The sequence below is a fragment of the Duganella vulcania genome, assembly GCF_009857655.1.
Taxonomy (GTDB): Bacteria; Pseudomonadota; Gammaproteobacteria; order Burkholderiales; family Burkholderiaceae_D; genus Rugamonas; species Rugamonas vulcania.
In genome coordinates this window covers 65,715-83,481 of sequence record NZ_WWCX01000003.1, presented here as the reverse complement: position 1 = coordinate 83,481, position 17,767 = coordinate 65,715, and the positions used below count along the sequence as shown (strand labels likewise).

Annotated in this window: 19 protein-coding genes; 10 read left to right on the top strand and 9 right to left on the bottom strand. The window is 64.7% G+C overall.

Going from position 1 to position 17,767, the window contains the following annotated elements:
• Positions 1-53 precede the first annotated feature (53 nt).
• The 5 genes from GTP90_RS04825 to cysS form a co-directional block, all read right to left on the bottom strand.
• Positions 54-1,301 carry an aspartate kinase gene (locus GTP90_RS04825; RefSeq protein WP_161082423.1) on the bottom strand — a complete coding sequence of 416 codons (1,248 nt, stop codon included), beginning with the start codon at positions 1,299-1,301 and terminating at the stop codon, positions 54-56.
• A 143-nt stretch (positions 1,302-1,444) separates the two neighbouring features.
• Complete coding sequence (gene tilS / locus GTP90_RS04820; RefSeq protein ID WP_161082422.1) at positions 1,445-2,857, bottom strand: tRNA lysidine(34) synthetase TilS; 1,413 nt, start codon at positions 2,855-2,857, stop codon at positions 1,445-1,447.
• A gap of 63 nt (positions 2,858-2,920) precedes the next feature.
• Positions 2,921-3,895: an acetyl-CoA carboxylase carboxyltransferase subunit alpha gene (locus tag GTP90_RS04815; RefSeq protein WP_117009956.1), complete on the bottom strand. Its 975-nt coding sequence runs from the start codon at positions 3,893-3,895 to the stop codon at positions 2,921-2,923.
• Positions 3,896-3,959: 64 nt separating this feature from the next.
• Positions 3,960-4,619 (bottom strand): DNA-3-methyladenine glycosylase family protein, encoded by a 660-nt coding sequence (locus tag GTP90_RS04810; protein WP_117009955.1) that lies wholly within the window; start codon positions 4,617-4,619, stop codon positions 3,960-3,962.
• On the bottom strand, positions 4,619-6,010 hold the full coding sequence (cysS, locus tag GTP90_RS04805) for a cysteine--tRNA ligase (RefSeq protein ID WP_161082421.1): 1,392 nt from the start codon (positions 6,008-6,010) through the stop codon (positions 4,619-4,621). The genes GTP90_RS04810 and cysS overlap by 1 nt, the downstream gene beginning before the upstream one ends.
• Before the next feature lie 251 nt (positions 6,011-6,261).
• On the opposite strand from cysS, the gene GTP90_RS04800 reads away from it, so the two are divergent.
• The 3 genes from GTP90_RS04800 to GTP90_RS04790 are packed head-to-tail and all read left to right on the top strand — an operon-like array spanning position 6,262 to position 8,212.
• Positions 6,262-6,882 (top strand): peptidylprolyl isomerase, encoded by a 621-nt coding sequence (locus tag GTP90_RS04800; RefSeq protein WP_161082420.1) that lies wholly within the window; start codon positions 6,262-6,264, stop codon positions 6,880-6,882.
• Between the two features lie 55 nt (positions 6,883-6,937).
• The gene (locus GTP90_RS04795) at positions 6,938-7,432 is read left to right on the top strand and encodes a peptidylprolyl isomerase (RefSeq protein ID WP_161082419.1); all 495 of its coding nucleotides are present in this window, start codon (positions 6,938-6,940) and stop codon (positions 7,430-7,432) included.
• Positions 7,433-7,435: 3 nt separating this feature from the next.
• Positions 7,436-8,212, top strand: a complete 777-nt coding sequence (locus GTP90_RS04790) for a UDP-2,3-diacylglucosamine diphosphatase (protein WP_161082418.1) — start codon at positions 7,436-7,438, stop codon at positions 8,210-8,212.
• On the opposite strand, the gene GTP90_RS04785 is transcribed toward GTP90_RS04790, so the two are convergent.
• On the bottom strand, positions 8,199-8,807 hold the full coding sequence (locus GTP90_RS04785) for a transglutaminase-like domain-containing protein (protein WP_161082417.1): 609 nt from the start codon (positions 8,805-8,807) through the stop codon (positions 8,199-8,201). The genes GTP90_RS04790 and GTP90_RS04785 overlap by 14 nt on opposite strands.
• 78 nt (positions 8,808-8,885) lie before the next feature.
• Here GTP90_RS04785 and GTP90_RS04780 point away from each other — a divergent pair, with 78 nt between their 5' ends.
• Positions 8,886-9,662 carry a substrate-binding periplasmic protein gene (locus tag GTP90_RS04780; protein ID WP_161082416.1) on the top strand — a complete coding sequence of 259 codons (777 nt, stop codon included), beginning with the start codon at positions 8,886-8,888 and terminating at the stop codon, positions 9,660-9,662.
• Here the strand turns inward: GTP90_RS04780 and GTP90_RS04775 are convergent, their stop codons facing one another.
• Together GTP90_RS04775 and GTP90_RS04770 are read right to left on the bottom strand one after the other, a co-directional pair.
• Positions 9,663-10,415 (bottom strand): tetratricopeptide repeat protein, encoded by a 753-nt coding sequence (locus tag GTP90_RS04775; protein WP_161082415.1) that lies wholly within the window; start codon positions 10,413-10,415, stop codon positions 9,663-9,665.
• A 79-nt stretch (positions 10,416-10,494) separates the two neighbouring features.
• Positions 10,495-11,082, bottom strand: a complete 588-nt coding sequence (locus GTP90_RS04770; protein ID WP_371875023.1) for a DUF6622 family protein — start codon at positions 11,080-11,082, stop codon at positions 10,495-10,497.
• 179 nt (positions 11,083-11,261) lie between these two features.
• Between GTP90_RS04770 and GTP90_RS04765 the strand changes: the two genes are divergently transcribed.
• Together GTP90_RS04765 and GTP90_RS04760 are read left to right on the top strand one after the other, a co-directional pair.
• Positions 11,262-12,800, top strand: coding sequence for a DUF1800 domain-containing protein (locus GTP90_RS04765; protein WP_161082414.1), 1,539 nt, complete (start codon positions 11,262-11,264; stop codon positions 12,798-12,800).
• 9 nt (positions 12,801-12,809) lie between these two features.
• Positions 12,810-14,198: a DUF1501 domain-containing protein gene (locus GTP90_RS04760; RefSeq protein ID WP_161082413.1), complete on the top strand. Its 1,389-nt coding sequence runs from the start codon at positions 12,810-12,812 to the stop codon at positions 14,196-14,198.
• Positions 14,199-14,201: 3 nt separating this feature from the next.
• On the opposite strand, the gene GTP90_RS04755 is transcribed toward GTP90_RS04760, so the two are convergent.
• On the bottom strand, positions 14,202-14,762 hold the full coding sequence (locus GTP90_RS04755; RefSeq protein WP_161082412.1) for a DUF1439 domain-containing protein: 561 nt from the start codon (positions 14,760-14,762) through the stop codon (positions 14,202-14,204).
• 34 nt (positions 14,763-14,796) lie between these two features.
• Here GTP90_RS04755 and GTP90_RS04750 point away from each other — a divergent pair, with 34 nt between their 5' ends.
• The 4 genes from GTP90_RS04750 to GTP90_RS04735 all read left to right on the top strand — a co-directional run bounded on the left by GTP90_RS04750 (position 14,797) and on the right by GTP90_RS04735 (position 17,766).
• A complete protein-coding gene (locus GTP90_RS04750) occupies positions 14,797-15,504 on the top strand; it encodes a DUF72 domain-containing protein (protein ID WP_161082411.1) in 708 nt (235 codons plus the stop codon).
• Between the two features lie 86 nt (positions 15,505-15,590).
• Positions 15,591-15,962, top strand: a complete 372-nt coding sequence (locus GTP90_RS04745; protein ID WP_161082410.1) for a GntR family transcriptional regulator — start codon at positions 15,591-15,593, stop codon at positions 15,960-15,962.
• On the top strand, positions 15,959-16,816 hold the full coding sequence (locus GTP90_RS04740) for an ABC transporter ATP-binding protein (protein ID WP_161082409.1): 858 nt from the start codon (positions 15,959-15,961) through the stop codon (positions 16,814-16,816). The genes GTP90_RS04745 and GTP90_RS04740 overlap by 4 nt, the downstream gene beginning before the upstream one ends.
• On the top strand, positions 16,813-17,766 hold the full coding sequence (locus GTP90_RS04735; RefSeq protein WP_161082408.1) for a hypothetical protein: 954 nt from the start codon (positions 16,813-16,815) through the stop codon (positions 17,764-17,766). The genes GTP90_RS04740 and GTP90_RS04735 overlap by 4 nt, the downstream gene beginning before the upstream one ends.
• The last annotated feature ends 1 nt before the right edge of the window (position 17,767 follow it).

Below are 17,767 nucleotides of genomic sequence, written 5' to 3'. Positions count from 1 at the left end.
ATAGAGCGAGACCACTTTGGTCAAGGCTACCTGACGATATTTTTTCGAAAAATTTATGCCTTCTCCAGTTCGAACGCCTTGTGCAGCGCGCGGACGGCCAGTTCCATGTATTTTTCGTCGATCAGCACCGAAATCTTGATCTCGGACGTGGAGATCATCATGATGTTGATGCCCTCTTCCGACAGCGTGCGGAACATCTGCGAAGCCACACCCACGTGCGAGCGCATGCCCACGCCCACCACCGAGATCTTCGAGACCTTGGCGTCGCCGGTGATGCTGGCCGCGCCCAGTTCCGCCTTGGTGCTGTTGAGCACGTCGATGGCGCGCTGGTAGTCGTTGCGCGAGACGGTGAAGGTGAAGTCCGTTTTACCGTCGACCGACTGATTCTGTATGATCATGTCGACTTCGATGTTGGCGTCGGCCACCGGGCCCAGGATGTGGTACGCCACGCCTGGACGGTCTGGCACGCCCAGCACGGTGATTTTGGCCTCATCGCGGTTGAACGCGATACCGGAGATGACTGCTTGTTCCATGTGTGTGTCTTCCTCAAACGAAATCAGGGTGCCCGAGTTGGCTTCTACTTCCAGGTCCAGCATTGGGTCGGTCAGCGACGACAGGACGCGGGTCGGCACGCGGTAGTTGCCGGCGAATTCCACCGAGCGGGTCTGCAGCACTTTCGAGCCCAGCGACGCCAGTTCCAGCATTTCCTCGAACGTGATCGCCTTCAGGCGGCGCGCTTCCGACACCACGCGCGGATCGGTCGTGTAGACGCCGTCAACGTCGGTGAAGATCAGGCATTCGTCGGCCTTCATCGCGGCGGCGATCGCCACGGCGGAGGTGTCCGAGCCGCCACGGCCGAGGGTGGCGATGTTGCCGTCCTCGTCCACGCCCTGGAAGCCGGTGATGATGACGATCTTGCCGTCGTCCAGGTCGCGGTTGACCTTCTCGTTGTCGATCGACTGGATGCGGGCCTTGGTGAAAGCGGAATCGGTTTTAATCGCGACTTGCCAGCCGGCGTAGGACACGGCCTTTTTGCCGATCGCCAGCAGCGCCATCGACAGCAGGCCGACCGACACTTGCTCGCCGGTGGAGGCGATCATGTCCAGCTCGCGTGGATCCGGCTGGGCCTGGATTTCCTTGGCCAGCGCGATCAGGCGATTGGTCTCGCCGGACATGGCCGACGGTACGACGACGATGCGGTGCCCGGCGTCATGCCACTTGGCGACACGCCGCGCCACGTTCTTGATACGGTCCGTCGAACCCATCGACGTACCGCCGTATTTGTGCACGATTAAAGCCATAACAGTGAGTTTTCCGCTCAAATAAAGGTAAATGGAACCCTTAACTCTACATGCCGCACTGCAAAATAACAAGTCAAAAAACTCATAATGTCATACCGAATAGACATATCTACATACAAAATTCGGCACATGAGCCCGATTGTCTATACAGCCTGCCAACGCAGCCGCCAGCGTGAAGCGCCTTCATCCACCAGATGGTTGCAGTCCATGCCCACCCCGGCCGCGAACAGCACTTGCTTGCCGGCGCTCACCACGGGCAGGCGCGAGCGCTCCCAGGCCGGAATGTCCAGCGCCTGGTAATGATACTTGAGTCCGCGCGTCGGCCGGTTGTGGGCCGGCTTGAGGCGCTCGCCGCCCTTGCGGAATTCGATCAGCAGGGGCTGGCCGCGCAGCCAGTCCGCGTCCAGGCCGCCCTCGCCTTCGCCGGCGCGGTCGAAATGCAACACGCCGCCGTAGGCCGGAAAGGGCAGCTCGGTTTCGCCGTTCCAGTGGAAGGTGGTGCCCGGCGTCTTGTCGAACTCGTCTTCGCGCGTGCCCTCCAGGTCGGCCAGCTTGGGCGTGATGTGCAGGCGGTCGCGATGGCGGCGGACGTGGCAGTCGGGATGGGTGACCAGCGGCTGAGCACCGTCGCGCGCTTCCAGCAGCTGGGCCACCATCTCGGCCAGCCACGCCGCGCTCGGCATGCGCAGCTGGCGGGTGCCGAACCAGTGGCGCAGCATGTTGTAGCCGCGGTCCAGGCTGAGCATGCGCAGCTTGGCGATGTCGATGCAGTCGTCGACCAGGCACAGCGCCAGGTCCTGCTGCGCCAGCTCGGTCAGCAGGCGCTGTGCCGATTGCGCGTGCTGGGCGCTGCGCGCGAAGCGTTCCTGGTAGCCGGGGAAGGCCTCGTCCAGCGCCGGCATCACCTTGTGGCGCAGCGCGTTGCGGGCGAAGCGCGGGTCGTCGTTGGATTCATCATTGATGTAGGCGATGTTGTGTTCGGCAACATACGCGGCCAGTTGCTTGCGCGAGGCCGGCAGCAACGGACGCGCCATCACCAGGCCGGGATTGGCCAGCAGCTCGGGCGCGGCGTTGGCGGCATCCATGCCGGACAGGCCAGCCGGGCCGGAGCCGCGCAGCAGTTGCAGCAGCACGGTCTCGGCCTGGTCGTCGAGGTGGTGCGCGGTCAGCAGCAGCTTGACCTCGTGCGCGGCGCACAGCGCGCCCAGCGCGGCGTAGCGCACCTTGCGGGCAGCCGCCTCGGTGCCGCTCTTCTGCTGGTTGGCCAGCTGCACGCGGCGCGCTTCGAAGGTGACACCGAGCGCGGCGCAGGCTTGCTCGCAGTGCGCCAGCCAGGCGTCGGCATTGGCGCTGAGGCCGTGGTGGACGTGGAAGGCGTACAAGGCCACGCCATGCGCCTGCGCGTAGGCCTGCGCCAGGTGGAGCAGCGCCGACGAGTCGAGGCCGCCGCTGAGGGCCACGGCCATGCGTGGAGCGCCCTGCCCCTGCTGCGCCAGCGCCGCCGTGACGGCCTGTTCGAAGGTTGAGGACAAGGTCGGGATCTGTTGCTTCTTCAATTGCTGCTCCAAAATGCAAACCGGGGGCAAGGGCCCCCGGTCGTGGTGTCGTGCCGCGCGCGATTACTCTTGCGGCGTGGTTTCTTTGAACTTACCGTAGCTCATCAGCTTTTCGTGACGCGCTTCCAGCAGGTCCTTGGTCTTCATGCCGTGGAACTGGCGCAGCGAATCGGCCAGCGCGCGCTTGAGCAGCGTGGCCATCTGCTTCGGATCGCGGTGCGCGCCGCCCAGCGGCTCGCTGACGATCTTGTCGATCAGGCCCATGGCCTTCAGGCGGTGCGCGGTCAGGCCCAGCGCTTCGGCCGCATCGGCGGCGCGCTCGGAGGTCTTCCACAGGATCGAAGCGCAGCCTTCCGGCGAGATCACCGAGTAGGTCGCGTATTGCAGCATCAGCACCGCATCGCCGACCGCGATCGCCAGCGCGCCGCCGGAGCCGCCTTCGCCGATGATGGTGGCGATCAGCGGCACTTTCAGTTCCGCCATCACATACAGGTTGTGGCCGATCGCTTCCGATTGGCCGCGCTCTTCCGCGTCGATGCCGGGGAACGCGCCCGGGGTATCGACAAAGGTGAAGATCGGGATGCCGAACTTCTCGGCCAGCTTCATCAGGCGCATGGCCTTGCGGTAGCCTTCCGGCTTCGGCATGCCGAAGTTGCGCATGGCGCGTTCTTTGGTGTCGCGGCCCTTCTGGTGGCCGATGACCATGCAAGCCTGGCCGTTGAAGCGCGCCAGGCCGCCCACCACGGACAGGTCGTCCGCATAGCTGCGGTCGCCGTGCAGTTCGTGGAAGTCGGTGAAGATTTCATTCACATAGTCCATGGTGTATGGACGCTGCGGGTGGCGCGCGATCTGCGCGACCTGCCAGGGGGTCAGCTTGGCGTAGATGTCTTTGGTCAGTTGCTGGCTTTTTTTGGCCAGACGGTCGATCTCCTCAGAGATGTCGACAGCCGAATCGTCCTGCACGAAACGCAGCTCTTCGATTTTGCCATCGAGTTCGGCGATCGGTTGCTCAAAGTTGAGGAAAGTCGTTTTGGTCATTGTACCTCCGTGTTTATTCTCAGCCATGCGGGCACAAAAATGCCTCGCACAGCGATTAGAGCATCTATTCTACAGCAACCGGGTCCAGGCTACGCCATAAGTACCAGGTGGCGACCGTGCGCCAGGGCTCCCAATTGGCCGACACCTCGCGCGCATCGCTGCGGGAGACAGGTTCGCCGGAAAAATAATTCTGGCTGATGCCCTGGATCAGGCCGGGGTCGTCGAGCGGCAAAACGTTGGGCCGCAGCAGATTAAATATCAAAAACATCTCGGCTGTCCAGCGGCCGATGCCGCGGATCTGCACCAGCTCGGCGATGACGGCTTCGTCATCCATCTGGTCCCACTGGCTGGTGTGGACGCGCTTGTTCTTGAAGTGGTCGGCCAGGTCGAGGATGTATTCGGTCTTGCGCTTGGACAGGCCGCAGCCCGCCAATTGCTCGGCGCCGGCCTTGATGATCTGCGCCGGCGTGCACTTCGGACTGACCTGGAGCAGTTTTTTCCAGGCGGTGTCGGCCGCCTTGGTGGTCACTTGCTGGCCGACGATGGAACGCGCCAAGGTGGTAAACGGGTCGTCATGGCCGACCAGGTGCAGGTCGCCAAATTGCGGGATCAGCTTTTTCATGATGCGGTCCCGCTTCATGAGCTCGATCTTGGCCTCTTCCCAGTACGGCGGCACGGCCGATACCGGGCCGCCTGCGCCCTCGTTATCCTTGGCGGTGACCATTATGCGCGGCGCCAGTTGGTCGTGCCGTCAGGCTTGTCTTCGAGGATGATGCCGGCCGCCAGCAGCTCGGCGCGGATCTTGTCCGATTCGGCGAAGTTGCGCGCCTTCTTGGCTTCGATGCGCTTGGCGATCTGCTCGTCGATGGCGGCGTCGCCGGAGGCGTCGGTGTCGCCGACGGCGGCCTGGCGGAACTGCTGCGGCGTGCGGGCCAGCAGGCCGATCACGCCGGCCAATGCCTTCAGCTGGCGCGCCACGGCCGGCGATTTCGATTTATTGAGCTCGCTCGCCAGGTCGAACAGCACGGCCAGCGCGACCGGCGTGTTGAAGTCGTCGTCCATCGCCTCGGCGAAGCGCACCGCGTACGGCTCGCTCCAGTCCAGCGGCAGGCCGTCGCCTTCCACGCCGTCCAGCGCGGTGTACAGGCGGGTCAGCGCGACGCGGGCGTCGTCCAGGTGGGCGTCCGAGTAGTTCAGCGGGCTGCGGTAGTGGGCGCGCAGGATGAAGAAGCGCACCACTTCGGCGTCGTACTTCTTGAGCACGTCGCGGATGGTGAAGAAGTTGCCCAGCGATTTGGACATCTTCTCGTTATCCACGCGCACGAAGCCATTGTGCACCCAGTAGTTGACCATGGTGTGGCCGAACGCGCCTTCCGACTGGGCGATCTCGTTTTCGTGGTGCGGGAACTGCAGGTCCGCGCCGCCGCCGTGGATGTCGAAGTGCTCGCCCAGCAGCGCCGAGCACATGGCCGAGCACTCGATGTGCCAGCCCGGGCGGCCCTTGCCCCACTTGGAATCCCACTTGACCTCGTCCGGCTCGGACTCCTTGGAGGCCTTCCACAACACGAAGTCCAGCGGATCGCGCTTGCCGGTGTTGACGTCGACGCGCTCGCCGGCGCGCAGGTCGTCGAGCGACTTGCCGGACAGCTTGCCGTAGTTGGGGAAGTTGCGCACCGCGTAGTTGACGTCGCCGTCCGCGCCCTGGTAGGCCAGGTCCTTCGATTCCAGCGTCTCGATCAGCGCCAGCATCTGCGGCACGTATTCGGTGGCGCGCGGCACCAGCGTGGCCGGCAGGATGCCCAGCGCGCCGGTGTCCTCGTCCATGTAGCGGGTGAAGCGGGTGGTCAGCTGCGAGATGGTCTCGCCGTTCTCGACCGCGCGCTTGATGATCTTGTCGTCGATGTCGGTGATGTTGCGCGCGTACGTGACCTCGTAGCCGGAGGCCATCAGCCAGCGGTACATCACGTCGAACGCCATCATCATGCGGGCGTGGCCGATGTGGCAGTAGTCGTAGATGGTCATGCCGCAGACGTACATGCGGACTTTGCCTGCCTCGATGGGTACGAATGTCTGCTTGTCACGCGCCAGCGTGTTGTAAATCTTTAAATTGCTCATCGGGCTCTTGCGTATTCTCTTTTAAGCGCGTGCCGCGGCCCCGGGCAATACGAGAACCGGGCGCGGCGCAGTGGGCGCGCACCTGGCATTCGTCGTATCGCATTGGAGACCGGCTGACACTCGGGTGTTATTCTTTCCACCTTCTAAGGGGTAGAATGAACAAGTATAGCATTGATAAAAACAGCATAGACCCAATCTGACTGAGGATTTTTGGCAAGTCAGCCAGTTTAAACCACCACGAGGAAGCAACAATGCACCAAACCCAGCCATCACTGTTCGCCAAACTGATGACCTTATTTGCCGGCGTCGCCCTGTCCGGCGCCGCGCTGGCGGCCACGCCGGCCCCGGCCAATCCCACGCCGCAAGTGGAAATCAAGACCTCGATGGGCGACATCGTGGTCGAGCTGAACCACGACAAGGCGCCCAAGTCGGTCGACAACTTCCTGACCTACGTGAAATCCGGCTTCTACAAGGGCACCATCTTCCACCGCGTGATCGACGGCTTCATGATCCAGGGCGGCGGCTTCGACGAGAAGCTCAAGCAAAAGAAAACCAACCCGCCGGTGCCGATCGAATCGCAGAACGGCCTGACCAACAACACCTACACGCTGGCCATGGCCCGCACCGGCGATCCCAACTCGGCGACCTCGCAGTTCTTCATCAACGTGGCCGACAACGACGCCCTGAACTACCCCGGCCGCGACGGCTTCGGCTACACGGTGTTCGGCAAGGTGATCAAGGGCCAGGAGGTGGTTGACAAGATCAAGGGCGTGCTGGTTGATGACAAGGGCATCTTCCAGAACATCCCGGTGATCCCCGTCGTGATCAAGTCGGCGACGATTTTGAAGACCCCAATCCAGCCAAAACTGTAAAATAGCGGCCTGCCGTATTTCGGATGTAATTTTTACCACTACTCAGGATAACAACATGACCAACGTAATCATCACCACCAACAAGGGCAACATGACCGTCGAACTGAACGACGAGAAAGCGCCTAAATCGGTAGCCAACTTCCTGAAGTACATGGAAGCCGGCCACTACACCAACACCATCTTCCACCGCGTGATCGACGGCTTCATGATCCAGGGCGGCGGTTTCGAGCCAGGCATGAAGCAGAAGCCAGCCGACGAGACCGTCGAAAACGAAGCCAAGAACGGCCTGAAGAACGACACCTACACGCTGGCCATGGCCCGCACCTCGGCGCCGCACTCGGCATCGGCCCAGTTCTTCATCAACGTGAAGAACAACTCCTTCCTGGACTACCCAGGCCAGGACGGCTGGGGCTACGCCGTGTTCGGCAAAGTCATCGAAGGCACCGAAGTGGTTGACGCCATCAAGAAGGTCAAGACCACCCGCAGCGGCATGTTCGCCGACGTGCCTGCGGAAGACATCATCATCGAGAAGATCGAACTGGCCGCTTAATTAATGAGCGACGCCAACATGCGCGCGGGCCAGGCCTGCGCGCTGTTCATCTCCGACCTGCACCTGCAGCCCGCGCATCCCGCCACCAGCACGGCGTTCTTCGACTTCCTGGAGCGGCACGCGCGGCGCGCGCAGCAGTTGTACCTGCTTGGCGACCTGTTTGAATACTGGGCCGGCGACGACGACATCAGCGATCCCTTCCATCAACGGATCATTGCCGCGCTGCGCAGCGTGAGCGATGCGGGCGTGGCCGTCTACTGGATCGCCGGCAACCGCGATTTCCTGGTCGGCGCGCAGTTCGCCGCCGCGGCGGGCCTGACCCTGCTGCCGGAAACCCACGTGACCGAGATCGGCGGCCAGCGCCTGGTGGTGCTGCACGGCGACGCCCAGTGCACCGAGGACGTCAAGTACATGGAATTCCGCGCCATGGTCCGGCAGCCCGCGTGGCAGCAGCAGTTCGTGGCAATGCCGCTGGCGCAGCGCAAGGCCATCATCGCCGGCATGCGCGAGAACAGCCGCAAGGACCAGGGCACCAAGTCCTACGAGATCATGGACGTGACGCCGCAGGCGATCCGCGACGTGTTCGCCGCCACCGGCACCGACGTCATGATCCACGGCCATACCCACCGCCCCGCCCTGCACATCGTCGATGGCAAGCGCCGCTACGTGCTGCCGGACTGGGAGCCGGATGCCACGCCGCCACGCGGCGGCTGGATCGCCATCGACAGCCACGGCGTCATCACGCGCCACGGCCTCGACGGCGCCGTCATCCCAGCGTGATCGCCACGCCGTCTTGCGGCGGCGCGGCGTCGATCGGCGCCGCGCAATAAGCCGCGATCGACGGCAGTTCGCGCATGCGGCGCACCAGCTCGGGCCAGGGCTGCGCCCACACCTGCGGATACAGCTGCTCGCCCGGCGTCACCACCGGGAAGGCCAGGTTCTCCGCGCCCGGCGTGAACTCGCAATGCACGGTTGCCTTGTTGCCGCGCGCATCGCAGCGATACCAGCCGCCCTCCTCCAGCCAGACCGCCACCAGGGCGTGCGTGCAGAACGGCGAGCCGGCGTCGCGCAGCGTCAACCGCTGGTAGCAGAAGCCGGACGGAATACCGTTGGCGCGCAACAGCGCCACCAGCAGATGGCTCTTGGCCATGCACAGGCCGGTGCCCAGCGCCAGCGCCTGGGATGCATCGCAGCTGACCTCGTCGCGCTGGTAATCGATGCTGTGCTCGATGCGGTCGCGCACCCATTCGAAGCAGCGCTGCGCCGTCGCGCGCGGCGTGTCGGCCCGCAGCGAGCGCGCCAGGCGCTCCACGTCCGGATGGTGAAAATCGATGACGTCGCTGGCGGCGACAAAGGCGGGCAACAAGGCGTTCATGGGTCTCCCATTTATCAAAGGAGCAACAGTTTGCCACACTTATGGTTTTGGCACAGCGGATGGCCCTATAATCGGCGCATGACCTTCCGTGCCTTTTTTCAAAGTAGTCTTCTTGCCGCGACGGTGCTTTCGGGCGGCAGCGCCTGGTGCGCACCGCAGCCGCTGACGGTGGTCTGGCGCGACAAGCCGCCCTATCACTACCAGGAGAACGGCGAGCCCAAGGGATTCCTGCTGGAGCGCGTGAAGAATATCTTCAATGTCGCCGGCGTCCCCGCGCAGTTCATCACCGAGCCGCAAAAGCGCATCTGGGCCAATTTCAAGCACGGCGCCAGGAACTACTGCTCGATCAGCTGGTACCGGCTGCCCGAGCGCGAGGAGGTCGCGCAGTTCACCGCCGCCATCCATGAAGACCTGCCGCAAAGCGTGCTGATCGCGCCGGCCTATGTGGACAAGGTGGCCGCGCATCCCACGCTGAGCTCGCTGCTGAACGATCCCGAGCTGACGCTGGGCCTGGTGGACGGCGTGTCCTACGGCCCGGCGCTGGACCAGATGATCAAGGGCAGCAAGAACCGCATCATGAGCCGCACGGTGGAGGCCACGCTGATGATGCGGATGCTCACGGTGGGCCGCGCCTCGTTCATGTTTGTGGACCGCGAGGATTGGGACTATTTCCGTGCGCGCGAAACCACGCCGCAGACGGCGGTGCGCCGCGATTTCCCCGACATGCCGCCGGGGATGAAGCGCTACATCCTGTGCAGCAAGGACGTGCCAGCCGAGACCATGGCCAAACTCAACCAGGCTATCGCCGCGACCGGCGGCGCCTACAACCCGGGCCACAGCGCCCGGCAAAAATGATCAGCGCTTGACGTTGGCCATCGCCGCGTTCAGGCGGCGTATCAATTCCTGGTTCAGCTCGCGGGTGTGGCGGGTCCAGCGTTCCATCGTGCGCTGCAGTTCGGCATGCAGCTGGTTGGCACGTGCCGCATCGCCAACGCCGGCCGCCCAGATCGCGAACTCGGCCTGCGCGGCAAAGCTGTTGTAGCGGCCCAGCGCGAACTCGAACTCCGCCCTCGCCTCGTCCTGGCGGCCGGCCGCGGCCAGCGCCTGGGCCAGCAGCAGCGACACTTGCTCGCCACGGAAATTGGCGTCGGCGGCGCGGATGGTTTGCAGGTGCGTGACCGCGGCGGCGGCGCGGCCGCAAGCCATCGTGGCGCGCGCGGCGCCAAAGCGGATTTCCAGGTCGCCCGAGAACGGCCCCTGCAGGCAGGCTTCGTAGGTGGCGGCCGCCTCGTCGGCGTTGCCCGCCTCGAGCAGCGCGGTGGCCAGGCGCATCTGGTTCTGCGCGGTCGGCGTGTAGGCGTAGGCGTCGCGCGCCTCGCGCAGTTCGCGGCCCGGATCGAGCGTGCGGGCCGCCGCCGTCACCACCTTGCGGGCGCCGTGCTTCAGGCGGGAGTCCGGCAGGTAGATGGCGAGGAAGTAGACGATGCTGCCCAGTCCGGGAAACATGAACAAGATCATCAGCCAGTACATCTGCTGTCCGCTGCGGATCACGTGGACGGCGAAGAATATCGCCACCAGCACGTGCAATCCAATTCCAAATATGGTCATGAGGCCAACTCCAACATTTCATCGATGTCGCGAATTGTAGAAGCTCTTGTCCCGCACCACAAGGAAACTTGCAAATTCATTAAGCCGCGACGGGTTCCGGCTGGGCCATCCAGGCTGCCACGTAGCGCGCCAGGCGGCCGACGAACACACCGTTGAACAAGCCGAACAACAAGGTCACCGCCGTGGCGAACGCCGGGTTCTGCGCCAGCTCGGGATGCATGGCCGTGGTCACCGCCACCGCGTACTTGGTGCAGAAGATGGCGATCATCAGCAGCAACGGTGCCCAGCTGCCGCGCTGGAGTACGGTGCCGGCGGCGCGGTCGACCACAACGGGGATGCCGCTGCCCAGCCGCCACGTCACCACCGCGCCGGCCAGCACGCCCAGCAGCCACACCGCCCAGACACCGCCGCCCAGCGCGCCGTGTCCGCTCATGCTCGACAAGGACAGGCCGATCATCACCGCCGGGATGACGAACAGCGCCCGCATCGCCAGCTCGCGGTCGCGGCTGGCCAGCGCGCCACGGTACAGCAGGAAGGCCAGCAAGGCCCAGACGTAGGTAGGTGTGTGGCTGACGATTTGCGCAATCATGATTCGCTCCGCTTGGCTGGTTAAGGTGGTGCCACTATGCCGGGCGCGGCGCCGGCGCGGAGCGCGATGCGACGAAATGCGTCAGAACGGCGCGAAATGCATGAAAACGGCGTCAAGCCTGCTGAGCAAAGTGTGTCCATCCCATCAAGCAAACGTTGCAGCGAAATGCTTCGTTACAAAATTTCGATGGCACAACAAGCGGACTCGGAATAAATTACCACACAGCAATGTCTGAGCCCTTCCTGGAGATCACAGTCATGACCCCGACACCGACCGCGGCCGCCGCCGCCCGCTTCCTGGCGCAGGCCTCGATGGGAGCCAACCGCGCCGAGATCGCCAAAGTGCAATCGCTGGGCTACGCCGGCTGGATCGACGCGCAGCTGGCCGCGCCGCGTTCCGGCAACCGCTGGGACTGGCTGGTCGCCAAGGGCTACAACGCCCTCGCCAACCGCAACTCCGAGAACGGTTTCGACGCCTGCGCGTGGCGCAAGCTGATCAGCGCGCCGGACACGCTGCGCCAGCGGGTCACGCTGGCGCTGTCGGAAATCTGCGTGGTGGCGATTGACGGACTGGTCGGCGCCGGCTGGCGCGCGTTCTCGGCGGCGGCCTACCTGGACCTGCTGGAAGGCTACGCCTTCGGCAATTACCGCGCGCTGCTGGGCGCGATCTCGACCAGCGCGCCGATGGGCCAGTACCTGACTTTCCGCGGCAACGTCAAGCAGAACCCCACCACCGGCGCCCTGCCCGACGAAAACTACGCGCGCGAGCTGATGCAGCTGTTCAGCATCGGCCTGATCCAGTTGAACCTCGACGGCACGCCCAAGCTGGACAGCAACGGCGTGCCCAAGGAAACCTACGGCCTGAGCGACATCACCGGCCTGGCCCGCGTGTTCACCGGCTGGGACTTCGACATGGCCGGTTTGGACGCCAACACGCCCGACTTCCTGCGCCGGCCGATGGCGCAGGTGGCCAAGCGGCACGAGACCGGCGCCTCCACCTTCCTCGGCAGCACCGTGCCGGCCGGCCTGTCCGGCGCCGACGCGCTGAAAGCGGCGCTGGACATCATCTACGCCCATCCCAACGTGGCGCCCTTCATCAGCCGCCAGCTGATCCAGAAACTGGTGACCAGCAATCCCTCGCCGGCCTACGTGGCGCGCGTGGCCGCCGTGTTCAACAGCGACAGCCGTGGCGTCAAGGGCAACCTGGCGGCGGTGGTGCGGGCGCTGCTGCTCGATCCCGAGGCGCGCGGCGACAGCCTGAACGTGCCCGGCGCCGGCAAGCTGCGCGAGCCCATGCTGCGCTTCATCGGCTGGGCGCGCGCGTACAACGCCAGCTCCGCCACGGACGCCTGGGCCATCGGCAACACCAGCGATGCGTCCAGCAGGCTGGGCCAGAGCCCGCTGCGCTCGCCGTCGGTGTTCAACTTTTACCGGCCCGGCTACGTGCCGCCCAACAGCGCCGTGTCCAAGGCGGGGCTGGTGGCCCCGGAGTTCCAGCTGACCAATGAGACCTCGGTGGTCGGCTACGTCAACTACATGCAGCGCGCGGTCAGCAAGGGCGTCGGCGACGTGCTGCCGGACTACGGCAGCCTGCTGCCGCTGGCGGCCAACGGCCAGGCGCTGGTCGACGAAATCAACGTGGTGCTGGCGGCCGGACAGCTGAGCAGCGCCAGCGTGGGCCTGATCCGCGGCGCCATCGACACCATGTCCGCCAAGACCGACGCCGCGCTGCACAACCGCATCTACGCCGCGCTGACGCTGGTCATGGCCGCGCCGGAATACCTCGTTCAATTATAGGGAGCCGCCATGACCACCAACTCTTCCCGCCGCGCCTTCCTGCAACGCGCCTCGATGCTGGCCATGAGCGGCGTGGCCGCGCCGCTGGCCGTCAACCTGGCCGCGATGGCCGAAGCCTCGGCCGCCACCGCCAGCGACTACAAGGCCATCGTCTGCGTGTTCCTGTACGGCGGCAACGACTACGCCAATACGCTGGTGCCGTACGACGCCGCCAGCTACAACGCCTACTACGCGCTGCGCCCGACGCTGGCCTACCAGCAGAGCGCGCTGTCGGGCACCGTGCTCAACACTTCCGCGCCGCCGGTCGACGTCAACGGCGTGGCCCACCAGTACGCGCTGGCGCCGGAACTGGCGCCGCTGCTGCCGATCTTCAACGCCGGCAAGATGGGCGTGCTGCTCAACGTCGGCACGCTGGTGCAGCCGACCAGCAAGCAGCAGTACCTGGCCAAATCCGTGCCGCTGCCGTCCAAGCTGTTCTCGCACAACGACCAGCAATCCGAATGGCAATCGTCGATGCCGGAAGGCGCGACCTCGGGCTGGGGCGGGCGCATGGGCGACCTGTTCGAGTCGGGCAACGGCAACGCCACCTTCACCTGCGTCAACGTCTCCGGCAACGCGGTGTACCTGTCCGGCAAGGAAGCGGTGCAGTACCAGGTGTCGACCAAGGGTTCGGTGCCGTTCAGCGCTTTGCAAAGCCCGCTGTTCGGCTCGGCCAGTTGCAGCAGCGCGCTGCGCACGCTGATCACGCAGCAGCACAACAACCTGATGCAGTCCGATTACGCGCGCGTGACGCAGCGGGCCATCTCGGCCAACGACGTGCTGACCTCGGCACTGGCCGGCGCGCCGGTCATCAACACGGCCTTCCCCGCCAATAACAACCTGGGCGACCAGCTGAAGATGGTGGCGCGCATGATCTCCTGCGCCTCGACGCTGGGCGCCAAGCGGCAGGTGTTCTTTGTGTCGATGGGCGGCTTCGACACGCACGACGGCCTGGTCAAGGTGCACCCTGGCCTGCTGAAAAGCGTGGCCGACGCCATGGCGGCCTTCTACCAGAGCACGATGGAACTGGGCGTGGCCAACCAGGTGACGGCCTTCACCGCGTCGGACTTCGGCCGCACGCTGAGCGGCAACAACGACGGTTCGGATCACGGCTGGGGCAGCATGCACTTCATGCTGGGCGGCGCCGTCAAGGGCGGCCGCTACTACGGCAAGGCGCCGGTGGTGGCCAGCAACGGCCCGGACGATGTCGGCCAGGGCCGGCTGCTGCCGACCACGTCGATCGAGCAATACGCGGCCACGCTGGGCAGTTGGCTGGGGGTGTCGAACACCGACCTGCTGGCCATGCTGCCCAACCTGGCCAACTACAACGCCAGCGCGCGCAACCTCGGCTTCTTCTGACGCTTATTGCGCCGGCTGCAGGTTGGCGACCAGCGCGCCGGGCCTGGTGCTGATTCCTGTCAGCACGAACTGCACGCCGGCGTAGCGCAGGTCTTCCGGCCGGAAGGTGTGGACCGGCACATCCTTGAGCGTGTTCTCGCCCAGCAGGTTGGCCACGCTGGCGATCTGGTTCTGCTTGCCTTCATCCATGCCATCGACCATGAAGCGGTCCACGTGCGCATCGCTGATGTAGATGACGTTGCGCACATTGTCCACCTTCAGGCGGCCCGACACGGCCATGCTGCCATGCCACGACTGGCGCGCCAGCAGCGGCACCACGTTCACGTCCAGGGTCAGCGCCACGCGGTCGTTCTCGGCCAGGATGTCCAGCTGCGGATGGCTCAGCTCCACCTCGAACACGCCCAGCACGCGATGGCGCACGGGGAACTTGCGGTCCAGGTTCTGCTGCATGCGCGCCTGCGGCAGCTCCACCTGGCGCGGGCCGATCAGCGTCGAGCAGGCGGCCAGCAGCCCCGCCAGCATGAGCGGCGCGGCAATTCGGGCGTAACGTTTAAGATCGGTCATATCGTCTTTCTGAAAATAGCGGATCGCCCACATTATGACCCACACACGAATTGGCTGCGCCAGCTGGAGTATCGACCGTGCGTCGGCACCGTATTTTGCCTCCGAGGGCAGCCATCTGCAGCGCTACGCGCGGGTCATGAACGCGGTCGAGATCAACTCCTCGTTCTACCGCCCGCACCAGGCCTCGACCTATGCGCGCTGGGCCGACGACGTGCCGGACGATTTCCGCTTCTCGGTCAAGCTACCGCGCAGCATCACGCACGACCACCGGCTCAAGGACATCAATGAGCTGCTGGCGCGCTTTGCCGGAGAGGCCGGCGGCCTCGGCGCCAAGCTGGGCTGCGTGCTGGTGCAGTTGCCGCCCAGCCTCGCGCTGGATACCGAACTGGCCGACGCGCTGTTCGCCCGCCTGGCCACCCTGTTCCGCTGCGCCATCGCCTGCGAGGCCCGCCACCCGAGCTGGTTCACAGCGACGGGCACCGCGCTGCTGCAAGCCCACAACGCCGCCAGGGTGATCGCCGATCCGCCCGCCGGCCAGCCCGGTCCGCACGTGCCGACCGGCGACATGGTCTACGCCCGGCTGCACGGCAGTCCGCGCATGTACTACTCGTCGTATTCGGACGAATACCTCGACAGCGTCGCCGCCTACCTGGCCGGCAAGGACGGCTGGGCCATCTTCGACAACACCGCCAGCGGCGCCGCCCTGCCCAACGCGCTGACACTGATGAAAAAAACAACATAAGACATGCAGCGCTTGCTTTTTCAAATCTTAGTGTTATAGTTCACTACAACACCACTCCATCAACACACATCAAGGGGACCACATGTATGTCCACGATAGGCTGGAATGACAATGCGCCGATTTATCGGCAGCTCAAGGACAAGGTCATCGGCATGGTGCTCGACGGCCTGCTCAAGCCCGGCGACGCCCTGCCCTCCGTAAGGCAGGTGGCCGCCGATTACCAACTCAATCCGATCACCGTATCTCGCGCCTACCAGGAACTGGTGGACGAAACGCTCGTAGAAAAAAGAAGGGGACTAGGTATGTACGTCACTGACGGCGCCCGCGACAAACTGCTGGCCACTGAACGCGAACGCTTCCTGAACGAAGAATGGCCGCTGATGCTCGAACGCATCCGCCGCCTGGGCCTGGAACTGGAAACCCTGCTCAAGCCTATCGCCCCCGGAGGTGCGTCATGAGCGCGGTCATCACGGCTGGCAACCTCAGCAAGACCTACGGCAAGCAGGCCGCGCTGAACGGCGCCACTTTCACGGTCGAGGCGGGCCGCATTGTCGGCCTGATCGGCCCCAACGGCTCCGGCAAGACCACCACGCTCAAGGCCATCCTCGGCCTGACCCAGTTCGAGGGCGAGCTGACGGTGCTGGGCATGGACCCCCGCAGCCAGCGCGAGGCGCTGATGAACGAGGTCTGCTTCATCGCCGACGTGGCCATCCTGCCGAAGTGGCTCAAGGTCAAGGACGCGATCGACTTTGTGGAAGGCGTGCATCCGCGCTTCGACCGCAGCAAGGCCGAGAAATACCTGGCCAACACCAAGCTCAGCCCGAACATGAAGGTCAAGGCCATGTCCAAGGGCATGGTGGTGCAGCTGCACCTGGCGCTGGTGATGGCGATCGACGCCAAGCTGCTGGTGCTCGATGAACCGACCTTGGGGCTGGACATCCTGTACCGCAAGCAGTTCTACCAGAACCTGCTGGAAGACTACTTCGACGAGAACAAGACCATCCTGATCACCACGCACCAGATCGAAGAGGTCGAGCACATCCTCACCGACCTGATGTTCATCCAGGACGGCAGGATCTCGCTGGCGGCGTCGATGGACGAGGTGGGCGAGCGCTTCACCGAAGTGATGGTCGAGCCGCAGTTCGTGGCGGCCGCCAACGCGCTGCAGCCGATGAGCCAGCGCACCGTGTTCGGCAAGCCCATCATGCTGTTCGATGGCGTGCCGCGCCTGCAACTGTCGACCTTCGGGGAACTGCGCACGCCCAGCGTCGCCGACCTGTTTGTCGCAACGATGAAAGGGACCTACGCATGAAAACGATGAAATGGCTGATCAAGCGCGAGCTGTGGGAACACAAGGGCATGCTGGTCTGGGCCCCCGCCGTCATCGCCGCCCTGATCGCGGCGCTGGCGCTCGGCTCCATCATCATGGGCAACCACCTGAACTTCAACGATGACAGCAACCCGCTCTCGATCGGCTCCGTCACCATCGAAGGCACGGCGCGCACGCGCATCGTGGAGACCATGTCGCAGGCCTACATGGTGTCGGCGATGCCGGTGCTGATGGTGCTGAGCTTTGTGGTGTTCTTCTACTGCCTGGGCGCGCTCAACGACGAGCGGCGCGACCGCAGCATCCTGTTCTGGAAATCGCTGCCGGTGTCGGACCTGTCGACCGTGCTGTCCAAGGTGGCCTTGGCCCTGGTGGTGGCGCCGCTGATCACGTTCGGGATCGGCACCGTGCTGTCGCTGCTGATCCTGTTCGCCGCTTGCGGCGCGGTGCTGGCGCATGGCACCAACCTGTTCGGCGCCATGTTGATGTCGCCGGACCTCTACCTGACCCCGCTGCGCCTGGTCGGCCTGCTGCCGGTCTACATCCTGTGGGCCTTGCCGACGGTGGGCTGGCTGCTGATGGTGTCGAGCATGGCGCGTTCCAAGGTGTTCCTGTGGGCGGTGGGCACGCCGCTGGTGACGTCGCTGTTGCTGGTGTGGGCGGAAAAGATGCTGCACATCGGCATCAACGCCAGCTGGTTCGTCACCCGCATCGTCGACCGCATCCTGCTGGGCGCGATTCCCGGATCGTGGATCATGTTCGAGGCCGACCATGTGCCGCTGCAGCTTGAAGCGCACCGGATGGCGGTGCCGGAGACCATCTTCCGCGGCTCGTGGGCCACGCTGGGCGGCATCAGCGTATGGCTCGGCGTCGCGGCCGGCGTGGCGATGATCGCCACCGCCGTGTGGATGCGTCGCCGCCGCGAAGAGGGTTGAG